16 protein-coding genes are annotated in these 21,886 nt (G+C 43.0%); 8 read left to right on the forward strand and 8 right to left on the reverse strand.

What is annotated here, in order from left to right:
* Positions 1-864 precede the first annotated feature (864 nt).
* From dxs to mutL, 4 genes are all read right to left on the reverse strand, one after another.
* Complete coding sequence (dxs, locus tag M1L62_RS09095) at positions 865-2,799, reverse strand: 1-deoxy-D-xylulose-5-phosphate synthase (protein WP_254412732.1); 1,935 nt, start codon at positions 2,797-2,799, stop codon at positions 865-867.
* An 89-nt stretch (positions 2,800-2,888) separates the two neighbouring features.
* Complete coding sequence (locus M1L62_RS09100) at positions 2,889-3,806, reverse strand: rhomboid family intramembrane serine protease (protein WP_254412733.1); 918 nt, start codon at positions 3,804-3,806, stop codon at positions 2,889-2,891.
* A gap of 9 nt (positions 3,807-3,815) precedes the next feature.
* The gene (locus tag M1L62_RS09105; protein ID WP_254412734.1) at positions 3,816-4,601 is read right to left on the reverse strand and encodes a rhomboid family intramembrane serine protease; all 786 of its coding nucleotides are present in this window, start codon (positions 4,599-4,601) and stop codon (positions 3,816-3,818) included.
* Positions 4,602-4,660: 59 nt separating this feature from the next.
* A complete protein-coding gene (mutL, locus tag M1L62_RS09110; RefSeq protein ID WP_254412735.1) occupies positions 4,661-6,550 on the reverse strand; it encodes a DNA mismatch repair endonuclease MutL in 1,890 nt (629 codons plus the stop codon).
* A 246-nt stretch (positions 6,551-6,796) separates the two neighbouring features.
* Here mutL and M1L62_RS09115 point away from each other — a divergent pair, with 246 nt between their 5' ends.
* Positions 6,797-6,961: a hypothetical protein gene (locus tag M1L62_RS09115; RefSeq protein WP_254412736.1), complete on the forward strand. Its 165-nt coding sequence runs from the start codon at positions 6,797-6,799 to the stop codon at positions 6,959-6,961.
* Positions 6,962-7,136: 175 nt separating this feature from the next.
* Here M1L62_RS09115 and nagB read toward each other — a convergent pair whose 3' ends face one another.
* Positions 7,137-9,077 (reverse strand): glucosamine-6-phosphate deaminase, encoded by a 1,941-nt coding sequence (nagB, locus tag M1L62_RS09120; protein WP_254413382.1) that lies wholly within the window; start codon positions 9,075-9,077, stop codon positions 7,137-7,139.
* A gap of 388 nt (positions 9,078-9,465) precedes the next feature.
* Here nagB and glyA point away from each other — a divergent pair, with 388 nt between their 5' ends.
* The 5 genes from glyA to serS all read left to right on the forward strand — a co-directional run bounded on the left by glyA (position 9,466) and on the right by serS (position 15,189).
* Complete coding sequence (gene glyA / locus M1L62_RS09125; RefSeq protein WP_254412737.1) at positions 9,466-10,770, forward strand: serine hydroxymethyltransferase; 1,305 nt, start codon at positions 9,466-9,468, stop codon at positions 10,768-10,770.
* A 256-nt stretch (positions 10,771-11,026) separates the two neighbouring features.
* On the forward strand, positions 11,027-11,728 hold the full coding sequence (locus M1L62_RS09130; RefSeq protein WP_254412738.1) for a tetratricopeptide repeat protein: 702 nt from the start codon (positions 11,027-11,029) through the stop codon (positions 11,726-11,728).
* Positions 11,729-11,835: 107 nt separating this feature from the next.
* The gene (gene ribH, locus M1L62_RS09135) at positions 11,836-12,333 is read left to right on the forward strand and encodes a 6,7-dimethyl-8-ribityllumazine synthase (protein ID WP_254412739.1); all 498 of its coding nucleotides are present in this window, start codon (positions 11,836-11,838) and stop codon (positions 12,331-12,333) included.
* 125 nt (positions 12,334-12,458) lie between these two features.
* A complete protein-coding gene (locus M1L62_RS09140; RefSeq protein WP_254412740.1) occupies positions 12,459-13,817 on the forward strand; it encodes an aspartate kinase in 1,359 nt (452 codons plus the stop codon).
* Between the two features lie 79 nt (positions 13,818-13,896).
* Positions 13,897-15,189 (forward strand): serine--tRNA ligase, encoded by a 1,293-nt coding sequence (gene serS, locus M1L62_RS09145; protein ID WP_254412741.1) that lies wholly within the window; start codon positions 13,897-13,899, stop codon positions 15,187-15,189.
* Between the two features lie 260 nt (positions 15,190-15,449).
* Here the strand turns inward: serS and M1L62_RS09150 are convergent, their stop codons facing one another.
* The 3 genes from M1L62_RS09150 to M1L62_RS09160 form a co-directional block, all read right to left on the reverse strand.
* The gene (locus tag M1L62_RS09150; RefSeq protein WP_254412742.1) at positions 15,450-16,778 is read right to left on the reverse strand and encodes a MutS-related protein; all 1,329 of its coding nucleotides are present in this window, start codon (positions 16,776-16,778) and stop codon (positions 15,450-15,452) included.
* Between the two features lie 84 nt (positions 16,779-16,862).
* Entirely contained in the window at positions 16,863-18,119 is a 1,257-nt protein-coding gene (locus M1L62_RS09155) for a hypothetical protein (RefSeq protein WP_254412743.1), read from the reverse strand.
* The gene (locus M1L62_RS09160; RefSeq protein ID WP_254412744.1) at positions 18,116-19,387 is read right to left on the reverse strand and encodes a glycosyltransferase family 39 protein; all 1,272 of its coding nucleotides are present in this window, start codon (positions 19,385-19,387) and stop codon (positions 18,116-18,118) included. Before M1L62_RS09160 ends, M1L62_RS09155 begins: the two co-directional genes overlap by 4 nt.
* 225 nt (positions 19,388-19,612) lie before the next feature.
* On the opposite strand from M1L62_RS09160, the gene M1L62_RS09165 reads away from it, so the two are divergent.
* Positions 19,613-20,752 (forward strand): acyl-CoA dehydrogenase, encoded by a 1,140-nt coding sequence (locus M1L62_RS09165; protein WP_254413383.1) that lies wholly within the window; start codon positions 19,613-19,615, stop codon positions 20,750-20,752.
* A 174-nt stretch (positions 20,753-20,926) separates the two neighbouring features.
* Positions 20,927-21,856 (forward strand): AraC family transcriptional regulator, encoded by a 930-nt coding sequence (locus M1L62_RS09170; RefSeq protein WP_090336674.1) that lies wholly within the window; start codon positions 20,927-20,929, stop codon positions 21,854-21,856.
* The last annotated feature ends 30 nt before the right edge of the window (positions 21,857-21,886 follow it).

Raw genomic sequence — 21,886 nt, forward strand, 5'->3', positions numbered from 1 at the left:
TATACCTAAAGATAAGCAATTCAAAAAAATAAACAACACTAATAAAAGTAAAAAGAGACTGCCTTTTTGAGACAGCCTCTTTTTTGTTTTCAGGGCTTTCGAATTTTTGAAATTTCAGCTTTCATTACTACATCATGTAAATCTATTATCCTACTGGCTGGGCTGCCAAAGTAAATGACTTGGGCAAGTACAGCAAAATAGGATGATTTGAGCTTTCTTTACCTGTCACAAGGTTCTCTCGCTCATTAATAATATTTGAGCGCTGCTTACGTCAAATTTGGAAGTTTTATCGGTGTATTTTTTCCAAACCATTCACAGCTGAGAACCGTCAAACAAAACTTTAATTTTCATGCAATTTAGTTTTGCTGTTCGGTTATTTTCCTCATTGGTTATTAGCAGACAGGAATAATATCAATATATGGTTGAACGAGCTCAGCTTATGAAAGGTAATTCTGCCCCTATTAAGTCCCTGGATATGCTAAATCCCAAGGGTTGACCTTATTCCCTTGCTTACTTACTACAACGTGCCCTAGGAACGAATCTGGGATCTAAGCAGCATTATTCTTGAAGAAAATTACTGTTATTATATTGGCAGCATATACTTGTCCTGTAAACCGCAGCAATCAGTTTTGAGATTCATCTTGTATTACTGAACGGTAATGGCAATTAACGTTGGAATCGGGTTCAATTGTAAATAGCCCACAATGTTCCGCCGACAATGAACAACAATGCATGAAAGAGTGTAAATGGTTGGACTTTTAATTTAGAGACAGCTGCGTAATATTTGTGAGCTATATTGATTTAGGAGCATAAAAAAGCCGTGATGAAGATTAAATCACCACGGCTCAAATTTTTTAAAGCTCTCTAAACACGCACAGAAGCGGATGTATGCATAAAGGAACGGACTGAACTAATGATTCCCTCCGTATCAAATCCACATTCGTGGTGTAATTCGGACGGTTCTCCATGCTCTACAAGGGCATCAGGAATACCTAACCTTTTAATTTTTGAGTTATAACCCTGATCAACCATAAATTCAAGAACCGCACTTCCAAAACCACCTTGCAAACAGCCATCCTCAACCGTTATGACACGGTCGAAATTTCTGAAAATCTCATGGAGCATATTTTCATCCAGAGGTTTTACAAAACGCATATCATAGTGCGCTACATCGAAACCTTCCTTATCTAAAATATCACAAGCATCGGTAACATAATTTCCAACGGGTCCCAGAGTTAAAATAGCGATATCTGTACCGTTCTTTATTTTCCGACCGGTACCAATTTTAATTTCTTCCAATGGCGTTTGCCATTGAGGCATCACTCCGTTTCCACGGGGATATCGTATTGTAAATGCCTGCGTTCCCTTCTGAACAATGTCCAGCTGGGCCGTGTACATCAAATTACGAAGTTCCTGCTCGTTCATCGGCGAAGAAATGATCATATTCGGGATGCACCGCATAAATGCAATATCATAAGCGCCGTGATGCGTTGGCCCGTCAGCGCCCACTAAACCGGCCCTGTCCAGACAAAATATAACAGGAAGCTCCTGCATACACACGTCATGAACAACCTGATCATAACCGCGCTGCATGAAAGTAGAGTATATATTACAGAAAACAACTTCACCGCGGGTAGCCATACCGGCTGAAAAAGTCACCGCATGCTGTTCTGCAATACCCACATCAAAGGCTCTGTCCGGCATTGCTTTCATCATGATATTCATAGAAGATCCTGATGGCATTGCCGGCGTCACGCCAACGATTTTTGGGTTTTTCTCTGCCAGTTCAACAAGCGTATTGCCAAAAACATCCTGATATTTTGGAGGCTGCGGCGTATCGTAAACTTTTTTCTTTATTTCTCCGGTAATCTTATCAAAAACTCCGGGAGCATGCCATTTGGTCTGGTCCTTTTCCGCAGGACCGTATCCTTTTCCCTTTACCGTTAAACAATGCAAAAGTTTCGGTCCGGGAATGCTTTTGAGATCTTTCAGTACCTCCGTCAGATGTCCGATGTCATTTCCATCGATCGGTCCAAAATAACGCAAACCCAGTGACTCAAAAAGATTGCTTTGACGAAGTATCGCCGTTTTCATCACAGCTTCTACCTTCGAAACAACTTCCTGCGCACTTTTACCAAAATTGCTCATCTTGCCGAGCATATTCCAAACCTCGTCTCTGAACTTGTTGTAAGTCTGAGAAGTAGTGATATCTGTCAGATATTCTTTCAAAGCGCCCACATTGGGATCAATCGCCATGCAGTTATCGTTCAGGATAATCAGCAGATTGGAATCTGTTGCGCCTGCATGGTTCATACCTTCAAAAGCCATCCCGGCCGTCATAGCGCCGTCGCCGATGATAGCGATATGCTGCCTGTCGTGGTGATTTTGAAGTGCTGACGCTACGGCCATACCGAGTGCAGATGAAATGGAAGTAGAAGAGTGTCCTACACCAAAGGCATCATAAATGCTTTCTTTCCGCTTTGGAAAACCCGAAAGTCCGCCGTAAGTACGGTTGGAGTGAAAATTATCCCGTCGACCGGTTAATATTTTATGGCCATAAGCCTGATGCCCAACGTCCCATACCAGCTGGTCGTCGGGTGTATTGAATACGTAATGAAGGGCAACCGATAACTCTACAACACCCAGACTGGCACCAAAATGACCTCCGTAAACAGAAACATTATCTATTATAAACTGGCGTAATTCGTTACAAACCTGAGGAAGTTGAGTACGGTCCAGCTTTCTTAAATCCTCGGGAGAATCAATCTTAGCAAGTAGTTTTCCTGGTGTTATAAGCATATAGAAAGCTATTGAAAATCAGATTTTGGTAATCGGCCTTATCTAAAAAGACGCGCAAAATTAAACAAATAGATGATGACTACGACTTTTTATTTTTGCTGACTGGCCTTGAACAATTTTTGCTTCTCCTCTTTGGTAAGGCTTTCATAGCCCGACTTCGAGATTTTATCCAGAATCGTGTCAATTTCATGCTGGTCAGGCATTTCTATCGTCGATGATGAAGTGGACGAAGAATAGACACTTGTGCTTCTGTAAACCTGTTTTTCGCGATAAGTCACCTGCATGGAAGGGCGTCTGCGGAAAAGTCCCGACCAGCCGTTCATGATGGCGTAGATAGGTTTACCCAAGTCGGTACCGTTTTGCAACAATTTGATAAAAATATACCCAACCAGTGCGCCACCCAAATGTGCAAGGTTTCCACCTGCATTAGGCCCAACGGTTTGTGCAAGGGATAAAATGATATAAAAAAGTGCAATAAATTTGATCCGTATCGGCCCTAAAAAAATCAGGTTAAAGGTATAATTCGGAAGCAGCGTGGAAGCGCCGACAGCCACAGAAAACGCTGCGGCAGATGCTCCCAGCATAGTAGAACTTTCCACCTGTGATTGGAAAAAAGGTAACAGGTTATAGATCAGCATGTATATCAAACCACCGGTGATCCCACCCAGAAAGTATAAGGCAACAACACGTTTAGCTCCTAAATATTCGTCGATCAACCGGCCAAACCAGTAGAAAAACAGCATATTGAAGAGAATATGGAAAATATCCTCGTGTGTGAAAAAATAAGTTATCAGTGTCCAGGGCTTCCGGATAAACTCTTGAGGCGATGCCGGTAACTGGAGCATGTCAATAATCCAGACATAAATATTGGATGACTGACTGAGCGTAAAAATTATTTTTACCAATAATAACACCAGAAAAACGGCCGTATTAATTAATATAATTTTTACGAGCGAATTCTCCGATTTTTGAAATTCTCTCTTTATGTCGTCAACAATATTGCTCATTTTCTTCTTTCAATAAAAATTTTGTTTCTGTGTGCCCCAATAACGCAACAATATGTATGCAAATAGCATTCCTCCAACGTGCGCAAAGTGAGCAACATTATCGGATTGTACATTTTGTATACCCGAATACAACTCATATAAACCGTAAAACGCGACAAAATATTTTGCCTTGATCGGAAACGGAATAAAGAGCATGAACAGCTCGGTGTTTGGAAACAATAACCCAAACGCCATTAAAATCCCGAAAATGGCGCCTGATGCGCCAACCATCGGTATATCGATATTGGCCTGATACACACTTTTAACCAGGCTAATACTATTTTGAATATACGAAGTATTGGTAGGATTTTCTTCAAATCCGTTAAAAAAATCAAGATTGGCCTGATAAAAACCTTTTGCATGGTGACTCATGAAGTCGACCAGCCCGTCCGGTGTTGGATATTGTACATAAACCTCCACAGCTTTAAGCAGTTGCGAGTTTTCGTAGTAGCCAATTCCGGAGAAAAGTATACCGGCTCCGATCCCTGTAAAAAAGTAGAAAAACAGAAAACGCTTGGGTCCCCACATTCTTTCCAGCAATGGACCAAACATGAACAAACCAAACATATTACTAAACAAATGGCCGATGCCACCGTGCAGAAACATATAGGTTACAAACTGGTAAGGCATAAATGAAGGTGATAGCACCGGCATTAACGCAAACCTGGAAGATAGAGGTAAAATGTATGCATCAACAATAAAAAACACTATGTTCAGTATCAGTAAGTTTTTAACAGTCGGTGTGATTTGTAACATTGTCTATTCAAAATCAAAAGTTTGTAATCTATAACTCTTTAAGGTTCATTTTCGTTTCCTTAACCTTTAAAGATACTGCTTAACTTATCCATCGTTAATAATACGATAATTGCTTCGCCGCTTGGTGTCCTGTTTGGGTCTGTTGAAGCAAAAAGCTGATCGATCAATGTATGAATTTCAAGGAACGAAAGTTTCACCGCATAACGCACCGAAAACCGGCGTGCCAGCGATCTTGAAAGGCTTTCGGGCTTGTTCAGCTTTAAATCCGAATAACTCTGTTTCAGCTGCTCGATCAGTTCTTCAAAAAGATCCTGCTCGCTTTCTTCGGGCAAATCGGCCGGAATTCCGCGAATGATCAGCTCGTTGGATCCGAATTCATCAAATTCAAAACCAAGGCTGCGGATTTCCTTTTTCGTTTCATTCACCAGCTGCATATCCGAATGCGTCAAACGGATTGTTTTGGGAAATAAAAGCTGCTGACAGGCTCCGTTGCGGTTGGTAAGCATTTTACGGTATCGTTCGTAAAGAATGCGCTCATAAGCCGCTTTCTGGTCGATCAGCATGATACCGTCCTTCACCTGAGAAAGAATGTAGCGGTTGTGCAATTGAAAAAGTACCGCATCACTTTCCGGGGCAGAAATAACCTCTGAAGCCATCCGGTTCACCTTACTGGCGATCGTCATCGGCTGCTCCTGGTACGAAGTCGGACGGGAAACCGTTGTCGAATTCATTTCAAAGGCGGCCAGTTCCCGGCTTCTGTCGTCCGTATTTTGTAAACCTTCGAATAACTTGTTCCAGTTGGTCAGGTTTGTTTTCGACGGACCATTTTCAGCATGTCGCGACTGGGCAGCCCAATCGGGCAAAACCGTGCGGGGGATGCTGTCGTTATTCGGATCGGACGGTGACGGATTCAGGAAATTGATATTATCCTCAAAATCGATGGACTGCGACAGGTTATATACCCCAACCGCCTTTTTTACGGCAGCCATGATGATGGCATAAACCGAACGCTCGTCATCAAATTTGATTTCCGTTTTTGTCGGATGGATGTTGATGTCAATATGCGACGGGTCGATCTCGATAAAGAGCACGTAAAACGGATGACTGCCTTCGGGGATGGTACCATCGAAGGCACTTGTTACCGCGTGGTGCATGTAATTATGCTTGATGTAGCGGTCATTCACAAAGAAAAACTGCTCACCTCTGGTTTTTCTTGCAAATTCGGGCTTGCCGATATATCCGCGGACGCTGATGTAGGAAGTATCTTCCTGGCAAAAAGCCAGCTGTTCGCGATAAGCGCGGCCATATATATCAATGATCCGGCGGACCAGTTTTCCCGGATATAAATTAAAAACTTCGGTATCGTTATGATGAAGCGTAAATCCAACTTCCGGATGTGCCAGCGCAATTCTCTGAAATTCGTCCAGAATATGACGCATTTCAACAGAATTGGATTTTAGAAAATTCCGTCTTGCAGGAACATTGTAAAAAAGGTTTTTTACCGAAAAGCTTGTTCCCGGAATACAGGCAACTGCTTCCTGTGTTTTTATTTCGGAGCCTTCAATGCGTATCAGTGTTCCAAGCTCGCTGTCAGCCTGGCGGGTACGCAGTTCAACCTGGGCAATGGCAGCTATGGATGCAAGGGCTTCACCGCGGAAACCCATGGTACGGATACGGAACAAATCCTCCGACTGGCGGATTTTTGAAGTGGCGTGTCGTTCAAAAGACATTCTTGCGTCCGTTTCAGACATACCGATTCCATCATCGATAATCTGTATCAATGTTCTGCCGGCTTCACGCAAAATAACCTGAATATTACCAGCTTTGGCATCTATGGCATTTTCCAGAAGTTCTTTCACAACCGATGCAGGACGCTGGACAACTTCTCCGGCGGCTATCTGATTGGCTATGGAATCGGGTAATAATTGAATGATGTCGGAAGACGCCATATTTTAAATATGTAGGTTTGCTTTACTATAACAAATTAACAAATTTTTTTCTACACAAGCCGGTATTTTGATAGGTAGGCCGCGCATGAAAAATGCTTTCCAATAAAATGACATAGAAATAATTACATTATTTATTGAAATTTTTAATGTCAAATAAACGTTTTATTCTATATTTACGTTGATAATAAGTAAATTATAGTTAATTTGTGAATCAGTTTTGTGGTCCTTTGAATAACCCCCGATCTTATGAAAGCACCCGTTTTAAAAAAGTTCAATTTCACGATGGCGCTTCAGTGGCTCATCTTTTTACCGGTAATACTGCCTCTGTGTGTTATTTTCGGAGCGGTACAGGGAGTTATGAACATGGTTGAGAAAATGGCTCAACGCATGTGGATTGATATGGAACTGTAATCCTGATTACGCTTTCACGGTCGATCCGCCTTTCATACTAAGAAGTCTGGTATGAAAATCATTGCGCACTACTATTGTTAAAATATATCTTTCGGGTAAATCCCATACTAACAAAAATGCAAAGAGCTGTAAAAATTTTTTTACAGCTCTTTGCATTTTATATCAATTGTTCAGTCTAAAATTTCCAGCGAACAAAAGCTTCCATCGCTTCGTATTCGGCAAGACCGAGGTTATCGTACAATTGAGCTGTTCCGCTGTTGCGTTCTTCTGCACGTTGCCAGAATTCACGTGAATCGTCGCCCTGGAATACCACACCATCTTTTTGCGACTGATGCTTGAAAATTCCCTGACGTTTTTTCAGCACCTGATCCGGGCTCATTGGTACAGCCATTTCAATTTCATAGATATCCCACTCAGCCCATGCTCCGCGGTATAACCATACCCAGCAATCCTTCATGAAATTCTTGTGTTTTGAACGTTCCAATGCCGCTTCGATAGCGTCCCAGCATACTTTGTGCGTTCCGTGCGGATCGGCGAAGTCACCGGCTGCGTAAATCTGATGCGGTTTGATCTCCTCAATCAGATTTTCGATGATACGGATATCTTCTTCTCCGATCGGGTTTTTCTGAACTGTACCGGTTTCGTAGAAAGGCATGTTCAGGAAATGCGCGTTTGCGGTTGGGATGCCAACAAAACGACAGGTAGCCTTGGCTTCACCACGGCGCAGTAAGCCTTTTACGTGACGAATTTCCGGCGTATCGATTTCGCTGTCCTTTGTATGTCTTAAAAAGTCTTTTGCATCCGTAAATAATTTGGTTGCTTCCGGACTGTTGATCCCGAATTCCTTGTTAAAGTCAACCACGAAATCGATAAAACGAAGTGCCTCATCATCGGCAACGGCAATGTTTCCGGAAGTCTGGTAAGCAACATGTACCTCATGTCCCTGGTCAACCAGACGCTGGAAAGTACCGCCCATAGAGATAATATCATCATCCGGGTGCGGGCTGAAAATAAGCACACGTTTCTTGGCAGGCTGCGCACGTTCCGGACGATTGGTGTCATCCGCGTTTGGCTTACCACCCGGCCATCCCGTGATTGTATGTTGTAACTGGTTGAAAACATTGATATTGATTTCATAGCAGGCGCCGTATTGTGCCAGCAAATCACTCATACCATTGTCGTTATAATCCTTGTCAGTAAGTTTCAGGATTGGCTTATTAAGGCTTTGGGACAAATAAGTCACGGCCTTTTTAATCATTTTATTATCCCAAACCACCGAATCAACCGCCCAAGGTGTTTTCACACGTGTCAATTCAGAAGCCGCACTTTCATCAAGGATAAAAGATACGTCCGGGTGTGCCTGCAGGTAAGAAGCCGGGTTACGTTCTGTAACAGGTCCCTCCACCGCACTTTTAATAACCGATGCTTTGCGCTCGCCCCAGGCAAGCAAAACAATACGGCGTGCGCTCAGGATAGGAGCAACACCCAATGTGATCGCTTTGCGGGGTACTTTATGCAATCCGCCAAATTCCATGGCAGCCGCAGCACGTGTAGAGTGATCAAGGGTGATCAATCTGGTGCGTGCGTTGATCAGCGAACCTGGTTCGTTGAAACCAATGTGACCGTTTCCACCAATACCCAAAAGCTGGAAATCAAGTCCGCCGACCGCATTTATTTTATTTTCATAAGACGTGCAGTAGTCGCGAACAAGCGCAGCAGGAACTGTTCCGTCCGGCAGGAAATAATTTTCCTTCAAAATATCTACATGATCAAACAATTGTTCTTTCATGAACCTGTGGTAGCTGTGGATAGAATCCGGCTCCATCTGATAATATTCATCCAGGTTGAATGAAATTACATTTTTAAAGCTCAGGCCTTCTTCCTTGTGCATTTTAACCAGTTTGGCGTAAACCGTCTTTGGAGAAGAACCGGTTGCCAATCCTAAAACGCAAGGTTTGCCTTCTTTTTGTTTCTGGCGGATAAGGTCTGCAATTTCCTTAGCCACCGCACTTGAGGCATCTTTGGAATCAGCGAAAATCTGGGTCGGAATCTTTTCGTACGTGATCGGTTGTCCTACACTTCCGCCTGAGACAATAGCGTTATCTGCCGCCTGCATTAAAATTGTTTCCGGATTAAGAGATTGTTGGTCCATGTGTTTGATTAAATGTGATCTTTGATCAAGAGTTTAGTAAGAATAAAATTCGGAATAGCCGGTTGTGAAATAGTGATTAAACTTTCAATAAATTTAATCATAAATAACGCGATACCGAATAGACCGCGTTAAAGTTATGATAAAATTTTCGGGAGCAAAATTACAACACAAAGTGAATATTATTAAAAAAATTTAAAAAATAACTTTGTGTTAATTATTAAAGGGTGCTCGTACACGCAATAGTTCAACGACGAAATCAACATAAAGTGTGCGCTAAAATTTCATTACCAAATAATCTATTGTATTTTTGTATCCTGTTAAAAAAACATCACATCATTTCAAGAGAAATACCATGTCTACACTCACAAGCGTCGTACGTGATACCCAAGTTTTTGACCTTATCAATAAAGAGAAACATCGTCAAGAATCAGGTATTGAGCTGATTGCTTCCGAAAATTTTACATCCAAGCAAGTGATGGAAGCGTCAGGAAGTGTACTTACTAATAAGTATGCAGAAGGTCTTCCGGGAAAGCGTTACTACGGTGGCTGTGAAGTAGTCGATGAAATTGAACAAATTGCGATTGACCGTCTGAAAGAATTGTTCGGCGCAACATGGGCAAACGTTCAGCCTCACTCTGGTGCTCAGGCGAATATGGCCGTTTTTGTAGCATGTCTGAACCCGGGTGATAAAATTATGGGCTTCAACCTTGCACACGGTGGTCACCTTTCTCACGGATCTCCCGTAAACATTTCAGGTAAATATTTCCAGCCTGTATTTTACGGTGTTGAAGCGGAGACAGGCCTTATCAACTGGGATAAAGTGGAGGAAACTGCTTTGAAAGAACGTCCGAAGTTATTGATCTGCGGAGCATCTGCTTACAGCCGTGACTGGGACTATGAAAGACTGCGTAATATTGCTGACCAGGTGGGTGCCATTCTTTTGGCTGATATTTCTCACCCTGCTGCACTGATCGCAAAAGGTTTGCTAAACGATCCGTTTGGACATTGCCACATCGTTACCACAACAACACACAAAACATTGCGTGGACCTCGTGGTGGTGTTATTATGATGCGTGACGATTTTGAGAACCCGTTTGGTATCAAAACACAAAAAGGACAACTTCGTACGATGTCGTCTTTGCTGGATTCAGGTGTATTCCCTGGAACACAAGGCGGGCCTCTTGAACATATTATTGCTGCGAAAGCGGTTGCTTTCGGTGAAGCACTTAGCGAAGGTTATTACAACTACGCGGTGCAGGTTGCGAAAAATGCCCAGGCTATGGCCAAGGCATTTGTTGAAAAAGGATATCAGATCATTTCCGGTGGTACAGACAACCACTTGATGCTGATTGACCTGCGTACTAAAAATGGCGTAGCTTCTGGTCTTACCGGAAAACTGGCTGAAAATACGTTGATCAAAGCAGATATCACCATCAACAAAAACATGGTTCCTTTCGACGACAAATCTCCGATGATAACTTCGGGTATGCGCGTTGGATCGGCTGCGATGACTTCACGTGGATTACTTGAGACAGATATGGAACGTATCGTTGATTTAATCGACACAGTTTTGGTTAACCATGATCAGGATGCAAAAATTGCTGCTGTGAAACAGGAGATCAATAACTGGATGGCACAATATCCATTGTATAGCTAATAACTAGCCCAATATAACGATGTGAAACTGCGTAATGTTACTGAAAATGTATTCGTTACGCAGTTTTTATTTTGTTTGAAAAACGGATTTTAACTTATTTTTCAGGGAAAAATTGTGTTGAAATAATAAAAAATCAAACAAAAAGTTAATATAATATAGAAGATCAATTTCATCGGACTGTAAAGAATTGTGCGAGAAGTGTTTTGACTTAAATAAGTTTTCATAACTTTGCACTCCAAAATACGAATCATTTGATATGAGCAAGAAAATTACGGACGAGTCCGGGCTTGAAATTATTGAAACTCCGGAAGCGTTAGCAGGCCAAATCAATAAGGCTGAGGTTTTTTTCCTTAAAAATCGCAAAGTACTGGCAGGTATCGGAGGAGCAATCCTTGTGGCAGTAGTAGCGTTTGCGGGATATCGTTTTTATATAGATGGACAGGAAGGAACGGCGCAAAACGCACTTTCTTCGGTAGTTTATGACTTTGAAGCTGATTCTTTGCAGAAAGCATTGAACGGAAGCGGAGGTAATGAAGGACTTTTAGCGATTGCTGACGGTTATAAAGGCACAGATGCTGCGAATCTTGCAAACTTTTATGCAGGTGTAGCTTTGCTTAAGCAAGGAAAATATGATGACGCGATCAGCCATCTGGAATCTTTCAGTTCTTCTGATCTGTTGGTAAATGCTCGTGCTCAGTCATTGATCGGTGATGCGTATCTTGAAAAAAATCAGGCAGCTGAGGCTATCTCATATTACAAGAAAGCGGCTGATTCTAACAAAAACGAATTTTTTACGCCAGTATATTTAATGAAGCTTGCACTTGCTCAGGAAAAGGCAAATCAGGCTGCTGATGCTGTTGCTTCTTATAAACGTGTTATCGAAGAGTTCCCACTTTCATCGGAAGTTGTGAACGCTAAGAAGTACATGGGATTGTTAGAGGGACAAGTCGGCAAATAAATGGTAATCCATTATTGTTCCAGAAAAGGATAAAGCCGACAACGGTTTTATCCTTTTTTTGTTTTTAAATATTTTACTTCATAATCTATTCATAACAAGTAGTTTATATGTCAAGTGCAGATAAAAATCTAAGCGTATTCAATACAGAAGGCCTTCCTGATATTAGCAATAAGAAATTCGCTATCGTAGTGGCTGAATGGAACAGTGAGATCACGGAAGCACTTTATGACGGTGCTTACAAAACACTGATCGAATATGGTGCAACCAGGCAAAATATCGAGCGTGGAAATGTTCCGGGCAGTTTCGAACTTACCCTGGGCGCGCACTGGTTCGCACAGCGTGAAGATATCGATGCCGTTATAGCGTTGGGTGTGGTAATCCAGGGGGAAACAAAACACAACGATTATATCAACCATGCCGTAGCGCAGGGAATCACTAATATCAGTATCAAAAACAACAAACCCGTTATTTTCGGCGTATTGACTCCCAATAACATGGAGCAGGCTGTTGAACGTTCGGGTGGCGTGCATGGCAACAAGGGCGACGAAGCGGCTATGACAGCCATCAAGATGGTAGGGCTGAAAGAGCAGGTGGCTGGGAAGTAGTCGTTATCTATTGTCAGGCAATTGTCATGATTCGTTTTGCGATCCATGGCACCTCCTGACCAAAAAATGACCTCCCTCGGCTTTTCGGAAAAATTTAGTAATCAAAATTCAATCATTAATATTTTATGCAAGTCTGGAAATTTGGCGGCACCTCGGTAGGAAAACCGGAACGTATGCATTCAATCCGTGAGCTTCTTCTTACGGATCCAAGTCGTAAAATTGTAGTTTTATCTGCTTTGTCCGGCTCAACCAACGCACTTATTGCGATAGGAGAAGCTGCCAAGGCAAATGAAGATGCCTCGGCAGCAAAGCAAATCGATGATTTGAAGGCACATTATGATGCTTTTATCAAAGAACTTTATGCAACGGAAGCTGGTCTAGCCAAAGGCCAGGCAATTATTGATAATGAATTCGGATTTATCCGTTCGCTGGTAAGCATCAAACCTTTTTCTGCAAAACAGGAAAAAGAAATTGTTGCCGAAGGAGAATTGTTGAGCACGCAGCTTTTCCAGGGATATCTGGAAGAAAAAGGTGATAATTCTGTATTGCTTCCGGCATTGGAATTTATGCGCATTGATGCGGACAACGAGCCTGAACTGGACACAATCGAAGAAAAACTGACGGCTATTCTTGCCCAGCATACGGACAAGCAGACGATCGTTACACAAGGTTTTATTTGCAGAAACCCGCGTGAAGAGGTGGATAACCTGAAACGTGGTGGATCGGATTATACTGCTTCGCTGATTGGCGGTGCTATCCGCGCTGAGGAAATCCAGATATGGACGGATATCGACGGCATGCATAACAACGATCCCCGTATCGTAAAACGCACTTTCCCGATCCGTGAGCTGACTTTTGAAGAAGCCGCAGAACTGGCTTATTTCGGAGCAAAAATTCTTCATCCAAGTACGATTACACCTGCGAAACTTCGTGGTGTGCCGGTACGTTTGAAAAACACGATGCAGCCGGAAGCGCCGGGAACGCTGATCGCTACCCAGTCTTCTGACAGAGAAATAAAAGCAATCGCTGCGAAAGATAATATTACAGCGATATATATTCATTCGACCCGTATGCTGAATGCATATGGCTTCCTGCGTCGTGTTTTCGAAATTTTTGAAAAATACAAAACGCCTGTCGATATGATCACGACTTCGGAAGTGTCGGTATCGGTTACGATTGATAACTCGGAGCACCTGGAAGCAATTACTGCTGAACTGCGTGAATTTGCTGATCTGGAAGAAAATGACAGCGATCAGAATATCATTTGTGTCGTTGGAAATTTCAGCGCGGACAAAGAGGGAATTGCCTTGAAAGTGCTTGATGCGATGAAAAATATTCCAATACGAATGATTTCGTACGGAGCTTCGGAGCATAACCTTTCTTTGTTAATTCATTCGAAATACAAAGCTGAGGCATTAAATGTGCTTAACGAGCGTCTTTTTTATTATGAAGATGCGATGAAGGGAATTTTTACGGCTCCCTGATTTAACCGAGACTAACTTACTCAGCGATTAGCTGTTGGCGTTTTGCTGATAGCCAATCGCTACAAGCTGATAGCCAAACATGTTACAAACAACTTTTATCCGCGATAACAGGGAACTTACAATCGCCGGGTTAATAAAAAAACATTACAAAGATCCGGAAGCAGCTGTTGACCGGATTATAGAACTGGATCGGCTGCGACGCGAAACACAGCAGGAGCTTGATGCGGTATTAACACAATCCAAAGCAAAAGCGAAGGAGATCGGTGGTTTGATGAAAGAGGGTAAAAAAGCAGAAGCGGAAACTGCGAAAGGTGAGACGGCTGTTTTGAAAGAAAGATCCAAAGAACTTGACGAGCAGCACAAATCCATTGAGGAGGAGCTGCAAAGTGAATTGGTAAAACTTCCTAATCTTCCTCATGAAAGTGTTCCGGAAGGTCGCACTGCCGAGGATAACGTAAATGAGCTGGAACAAGGTGCAAAACCTGTGCTTCCGGAAGGTGCTCAGCCGCACTGGGAACTGATCAAAAAGCTGGGCGGAAAACAGGCTCCGATCATCGATTTTGAACTGGGAAATAAAATTACCGCTGCCGGCTTCCCAGTTTACAAAGGAAAAGCGGCCCGTTTACAGCGTGCCATGATCGCTTTCTTTTTAGATGAAGCCGGAAAAGCAGGTTATAACGAAGTTCAGGTTCCGATTCTTATCAACGCTGACTCTGGTTTTGGAACAGGCCAGTTACCGGATAAAGAAGGCCAGATGTATCATGACGCTGCGGATGACCTTTATCTGATCCCCACAGCGGAAGTTCCGGTTACCAACCTATACCGTGACGTGATCGTTGCAGAAAACGACCTGCCTGTTAAAAATGTGGCTTACACACCGTGTTTCCGTCGTGAGGCTGGAAGCTGGGGCGCGCACGTTCGTGGATTGAACCGTTTGCACCAGTTTGATAAAATTGAAATTGTTCAGATATGCAAGCCAGAGGACTCTTATCAGGCTTTGACGGATATGTCAAACCATGTGAAAGGATTACTGGAAAAGCTGGAACTGCCTTTCCGTATTTTGCGCTTATGCGGCGGCGATATGGGGTTCACATCTGCACTTACTTTTGACTTTGAAGTTTGGTCTGCCGGACAGGAAAGATGGCTGGAATGCAGCTCTGTTTCCAATTTTGAAACGTACCAGGCCAACCGCTTGAAACTACGTTATAAATCTGCCGATAAGAAAACACAGCTGTTGCATACGCTTAATGGCTCTGCTTTGGCGTTACCGCGTATTGTAGCGGCCTTATTGGAAAACAACCAGCAGGCAGACGGAACAATCCGTGTACCGGCCGTTTTGGTGCCTTATTGCGGTTTTGATACAATCGAGTAGAATATTGTTGAAAATAAATTTAGGAAAAGCCTTCACATAAATTTGTGGAGGCTTTTTCTGTTTCCATTAACCCGAAAAAATCCCGGAGGGATGGTATTATTGTAGCAAGTAAATGTCAGGCCGTTCCGTCAAACCCCGTGGGGGTGGCCGATTGGTTGTGATTGGCAGCGGAATGATTCTGAAATGGTTATGTCACCCTTTTAGGGTTATTTGTCCGTATTTTCTATAATAATGCCATCCCTTCGGGATTATCTATAAGTTTAAACAACTTCATTTAATAATTCCGGAATGCCAACTTTCTTCAAAATCAACTGTCCGATTCTTTCAGAAGCAATTCCTTCTTCGATCTGAAAAGTATTTTCAAAATCGTGGCCGGTAATTTTTGTTTTGAAACAACGGAAAGAAACAGAGTCAGAGTCTCGGTATTTTTCCATGAGCTCGTAAAGGTGAGTGGATACGAGGAAAGAGGAACCCGGATAGTTTCTAAATCCATCCAATACCGTTTTTGAGCAATGAAAAGCATCCTCCTGGTTTGTCCCGCGAAAAAGCTCGTCAATGATCACAAAACACTTATCTCCCGCATGCAAGGCTTCCGCAATGGATTTGATACGCATGATCTCATTATAAAAATGGCTGTAACCCAGTTCAAGGTTATCCGACAGGTGGATGGAGGTAAACAGTTTATCAGAGAATGATAGGCGAAGTATGCAGGCAGGAACCGGCCAGCCGAGATGCGCCAGATAAACTGTCAAACCACAGGTTTTCAAAAAAGTGGTTTTTCCGCTGGTATTGGCGCCCGTCAGCAAGCAAAGAGCGGTTTTTTCGTCGCTGGTAAAATTGTTTGGTACGGCATTGGAGATTAAGGGATGCCAGATTTTACTTGCTTCAAAAACGGAATGACGTTCAGTGAATTCAGGAAAGCTTAAATGGCGAAGCTGTTTGGTGAGGGCAATGGATCGATAGGCGTCAAAGGTGTAACAGACATCCAGCAGGCGGCGAAATGCGTTTTTATGTGAAACCCTGAAATAGTAATCCCGGTAAAAAACAGAGGTGAGTGAGATCCGTTCGTCTTTTGTTTTGAGAAAGGATTCCATGCTGCCTGAAAAAAGGAATTTGCGGAGGAATGCAAAATCGTCCGTGAGCTCGTCGGGTATGACAATATCTTCAAAACGATTGATGAGCTCGCGCATACCGCGTATCAGCAACAGCAGGGCGGTAAGACCGCTGCGGACGAGGTAAAATTCTCCCGGATTTCGCCAGGAGTATAAAAGTGTATCCACCCAATGTTTGAAGACATCCTGGGACATGGTATAGGAAATGTTGGAAGCGTAATAATTTTCCACGGCAGCAATGTAAGCGCGGGAAACAGGCAGCTGCCATAAATCCACGTGCGTACTCACAAATTTCAAAAGCTGCTGAGACGAAATAATTTCTTCCAGGGACGCTTTCGGCCGGCTGATCATTCTTTTCAATGCATCCTGTCCGCCCTGTGTTTTGGTCTGATCGAAAAAATGCAGCATGCTGCCTTCCTTGGCACTCCGGGATAGTATTTGTAGTTCGTAAAGCGTTTGTGTATCAACAGCCTGCATTTTGGAGAGGTTAGGACATCTCCAAAAGTAGACAGAACCAGGAAAGTAATTTTCTTAAAAATAGTTAAAAGTCAACCGGTTGGCTTAATGGTTTGTAGTTTCAGCAAGGCCCTTTTTAGGAAAAGCCAGCCAGACAAAATATCCGGTCAGGACGATAATACTCACCTGGATGAGATAGTCAATAACAGACTCCTGCGTTGCGGTGATATCCGAAGGATTCAGATAACGAGGCATGCCCAGTCGCCACCAGTAAGACGGGTGGACAACGCAAAGGATGTTGAAAATCAGTAAAAGAATAACCTGTTTGCTGCTTTTCCAGTCGATAATGTAAAAAACCAGCGGAATCAGAAACAGGAAAATATAATTGCTGTATGCACTTTGCTGAATCACCATCATCGTGGCATAAAGCACAACCCACACGCGGGAGAGCATAACCCTGAAATCGGCATGCTGAAGGCGGAAAGCGGCGAGCGTCGCCAAACCTACCGAGGTAACAAGGCCGACCCAGTTCCAGAACTTTTCACCAACGCCGATGCCGTCAAAAAACCATGGATTGATAATCGAAAGGATATTCGGTGCGCGTAATACCTTGGCCTCATCCATCGGCTGCATAAATTCCAGCCCAACCAAGGGATACAAAATACCCAGCGAAAGTATCCCGATGATAACCATCGGAATAAGGAAACGTATTTTTTGTTTTTCAATTAAAAATAATGGAACCAGTATCAGGACAAAAATAGCTTTGGTCATCAGCAGGCCAAGTCCCAGAATTACTGCATACCATTCGACTCTGACTGTCCGTTCCCTGACCAGATAAGCCAGCACCACAAACAGCCACATCCAGACATCCTCTTGCGCGCCAACAATACAAAGCACCAGAGAACCCGGCAGGATGAGGTACATCAATGCTTTAAACAAAAATGCACCGCGTGACTGAAAAGGGCGGAAAAAATGCCAGGAAATCCATAATGCTACGCCGTCCATCAATGCCATCGTAAGTACGATCATTTTCGGACTATACCAGATCTTCAACCAGATGCCCAGAAAATAGGCATACAAAGGGGAATACGGAGACCAGAAGTCGCGGTAAACAACCTGGCCCATGGATGCTTTACTGCCTTCGTCCCAGAAACCCAGAACATCGGAGGTAGGGGTGATGTTTGCGATCAGGTAAACTGCAATAAATGGAATCAGGCGGAATAACACCCAGCCACTGATGAGCGAAACTCTGACACTTTTATTTTCAAGCCATCCAGACAGCCTTTTCCGCTGTGAAAGTATCACCACCAGAAGAATTATACATGCAAGGCTGATGCCTGTTTTTGCTAGAACTACACTCATGCCACGGCCAGTTTTTCAGGATGTACTACGCTCAGATACGTTTGGCGTAGGATCCACGCGAAACATAATACGTTCAGGATTTGTAAAACATATTCGAAAAGATTCGAAATGTTGCCAAACATACCAAAAGAGGTATAAGAAGGTTGATGAATATAAACCCAGACAAAAGGCTGCACAACGGTGAGCCAGTTTACGGCAAGAAGCACGACAATATGCCAGGTTTTTCTGATATCAATAATATCGAAAAGAACGGCCATCAGGTAAGCGATCAGGTAAGCGCCCATGGCACTGGCCTGGAAGATCATCATACACACAAAAACGGAAATGAATATGCCCGGAAGGATCTCGCTGATATGTCTGTGACGTGCTTTGAAAGCCATAAAGGCCGGAATAAAAACGGTAAACAACAAGCCAACCCAGTTGATCATTGTAGATTTTTTCTCATTGATATGAATGAATAACTCTACAAACGGACGGCTGACTGAAAAAAGATTAGGCGTCATCAACTGTTCCGTGTGCTGAATCGGCATGAGGAAAAGGTCGCCAATTTGCCAGTATAAAAAACCCACAGCAGGAATCCCGACGGCGGCCATAACCAGCAGCATTTTTAGCGGTTTTTTCACAACCACTAAAATGGCCGGAAGCAGAAATATGAACGTTACCTTGATTGTAAGTAAGGTCAGCGCAAAAAGAAGACCTGCGCCCACTTCATAATTGTCTCTGTGTTTGAGCGTGTAACGCCAGATCAGCAATGCCGCGCCCCAAAACCAGACTTCCTCCTGCCCGTCGACCAGGATATACATAAATCCGGCCGGAAGCAGCAGATAGATCATCGCGTACTGTAACGCCCTGACACTTTTTATTTTATAGGTTTTATAAGTCAGCCACAGAATGGCGCTTTCCATCAATACCATAAACAGGACAATGGCACGGGAATTATGCCAGATCCAAACCGGGATGCTGATGATATAAGCATACAAAGGCGCATGATATGACCAGAAGTCGCGGTAAACGAAACCGCCTGCCTTTGCGGCTTCGGCTTTGTAAAAAAAGAATGGAATGTCGCCGCGCGGATCTTCATTGATGATCAGGAAAATGCCGATCCATGGAATCAGACGGAGCAAAACAAAACCGACAGCGAATACAAGTTTCTCTTTTTCCTGCTGCCATTTTGCAAAAAGATCAGATCGGCTTATCACCCAGAAAATGCCCAGTGTGAGGCCGAGATTGATGAGAAGCTTGATATAAAAAACGGTAAGAATGGGCATGTGAGCTAGAATATCTTTGTATGAAGTGTGTCTGTTTTATCAGTAAAAATCAATATCAAGGCGCAAACTTAAGATAACTTTTTTTCAAAATGATCAGCAAAACACAAAGATTTAATGCGTTACAAATTGGTATGCTTGCATACTATAATTCAAAACCTTATTTTTGATTGTTTCACAACCACCAAAAGTACTTTTCTTATGCCGTATAATGCGCCACTTACCGGAATGGATTTCAACCTGAGTGAGGAACATGAGGCCGTACAGTTTGCTGCCAGAGATTTCGCTCAAAATGAATTGTTGTCCGGAGTTATTGAACGTGATAATGAACAGAAATTTGATCCGGCTCTTATCCGGAAAATGGGTGAACTTGGCTTTTTAAGCATGATGGTGCGGCCGGAATACGGTGGAGGTGGTATGGACACGCTGTCCTACGTGATTGCGATGGAAGAAATTTCCAAGATCGACGCATCCGCCTCGGTGATCATGTCCGTGAATAATTCGCTGGTGTGCTGGGGAATTCAGGCTTATGGAACCGAGGAGCAAAAAAAGAAATATCTGACTCAGCTGAGTTCCGGGAATATGATCGGGGCGTTTTGTCTTTCGGAGCCGGAAGCAGGCTCTGACGCGACTTCACAGCATACCACGGCCGAAGATAAAGGTGATCACTATTTATTAAACGGCACTAAAAACTGGATCACCAACGGCAACTCTTCGGGTGTTTGCCTGGTTATGGCGCAGACGCATCCTGAAAAGGCGCATAAGGGAATCAATGTTTTGATAGTAGAAAAAGGCGCGCCCGGCTTTATAGTTGGAAAGAAGGAAGATAAGATGGGGATCCGGGCCTCCGATACGCACACACTGATGTTTTCTGATGTCAAAGTGCCGAAGGAAAACAGGATTGGTGACGATGGCTTCGGTTTCAAGTTTGCCATGAATGTTTTGAATGGAGGCAGGATCGGCATTGCGGCCCAGGCATTGGGTATTGCGTCGGGTGCTTTTGAGTTGTCGTTAAAATATGCGCAGGAGCGAAAAACTTTTGGAAAACCGATAAGTGACCACCAGGCTATACAATTTAAACTTGCCGAGATGGCAACAAAGATTGAAGCGGCAAGACTGCTTGTTTACAAGGCGGCGAGATTGAAGGATCAGGGCAAGGATTATATCCAGGCGGCTGCAATGGCGAAGCTGTATGCATCCGATGTGGCTATGTGGGTGACAACGGAAGCCGTTCAGGTTCACGGGGGTTATGGGTATGTGAAGGAATTTCACGTCGAGCGGTTGATGCGCGACGCAAAAATTACACAAATCTATGAGGGTACCTCTGAAATCCAAAAATTGGTGATAGCCCGTGAGTTGCTAAAATAGCCCGTTTAAGGCATTTTTCTACATATTGTTCTAAATGTGGGATTAATTTCGTCTTAAAAAGATACTTTTTTTATATTTTTTGTTATTACATGCTTGTATTAGTTTTGTACAATTTATTAGATTTGTACAAAAATTGAATAAAAGGTCTTTTCGGCCCCTTAAATATATACATGTATGGAAGACTATAATAAGATTATCGAGTCATTGGGAGTGAAGTTTGTGAAGGCACGACACATTCGTATCCTGCAACCTATCACGATCAAAAATTTTTACGACGTACAGAATTCACTTACAATTTTGTACGATGGAGAAGTTTCGTTCGGAAGCGAAGAATCTCATAAGGTAGAAGAAGGTGACATGTTGTTTATCCCAGGCGGAAAACATGCGACTGTAACATACGGAAATACGCAATCTGCGAAAACCGTGTCGAACGAGGAGTTCATGACAAACCGGGATAATTATATAGAAGCAGGACATGACCCTGCTTTGATCGGAAAATTGCCGAATTCTTTCGGTCTGATTTCCTTCGAAGCAAAGGTTTTTGATACCGTTAACTTCTTTACTTCACTGGATGTTCCTCCGTTTTTGATCAAAAGAGACGATCAGATCGCAATCACGATCAACCAGATCCTGACAGAAGACATGCTTGATATTCCTGGTAAAGGACGTATCATTAAAATCAAAACAGAAGAAGTTGTAATCGAAATCATTCGTTACATTCTTAAAAATAAATTGTTTGTTGAACAACTTGTTACAAACAGTACTTATTTCAAAGATCCTCGTTTGATCGATATTTTTGCTTACATTAAAGACAATTTGGGTGGCGATCTTTCCAACAAAGTTTTGGCGAACGTTGCGAACGTTTCCGAGGATTATGTTGGACAGTATTTCAAAATGCTGACAGGTATCAACCCTCAGGATTACATCGAATATCAGCGCATGGAAAAAGCGGTGGACTTACTTCGTACTTCGAAGAAAAGTATCCGTGCCATCGGTTCTGATGTTGGATACAAGGACACAGCGTATTTCTGCCGTCGTTTCAAGATGATGTTTGGTATCCCGGCGGGTAAGATGCGTCGTCGTGAATCTCTAATGAATGTTTAGTATTCTGATTATAAATATTTTGAAGAATGA

Source organism: Dyadobacter diqingensis (assembly GCF_024220585.1).
GTDB lineage: Bacteria > Bacteroidota > Bacteroidia > Cytophagales > Spirosomataceae > Dyadobacter > Dyadobacter diqingensis.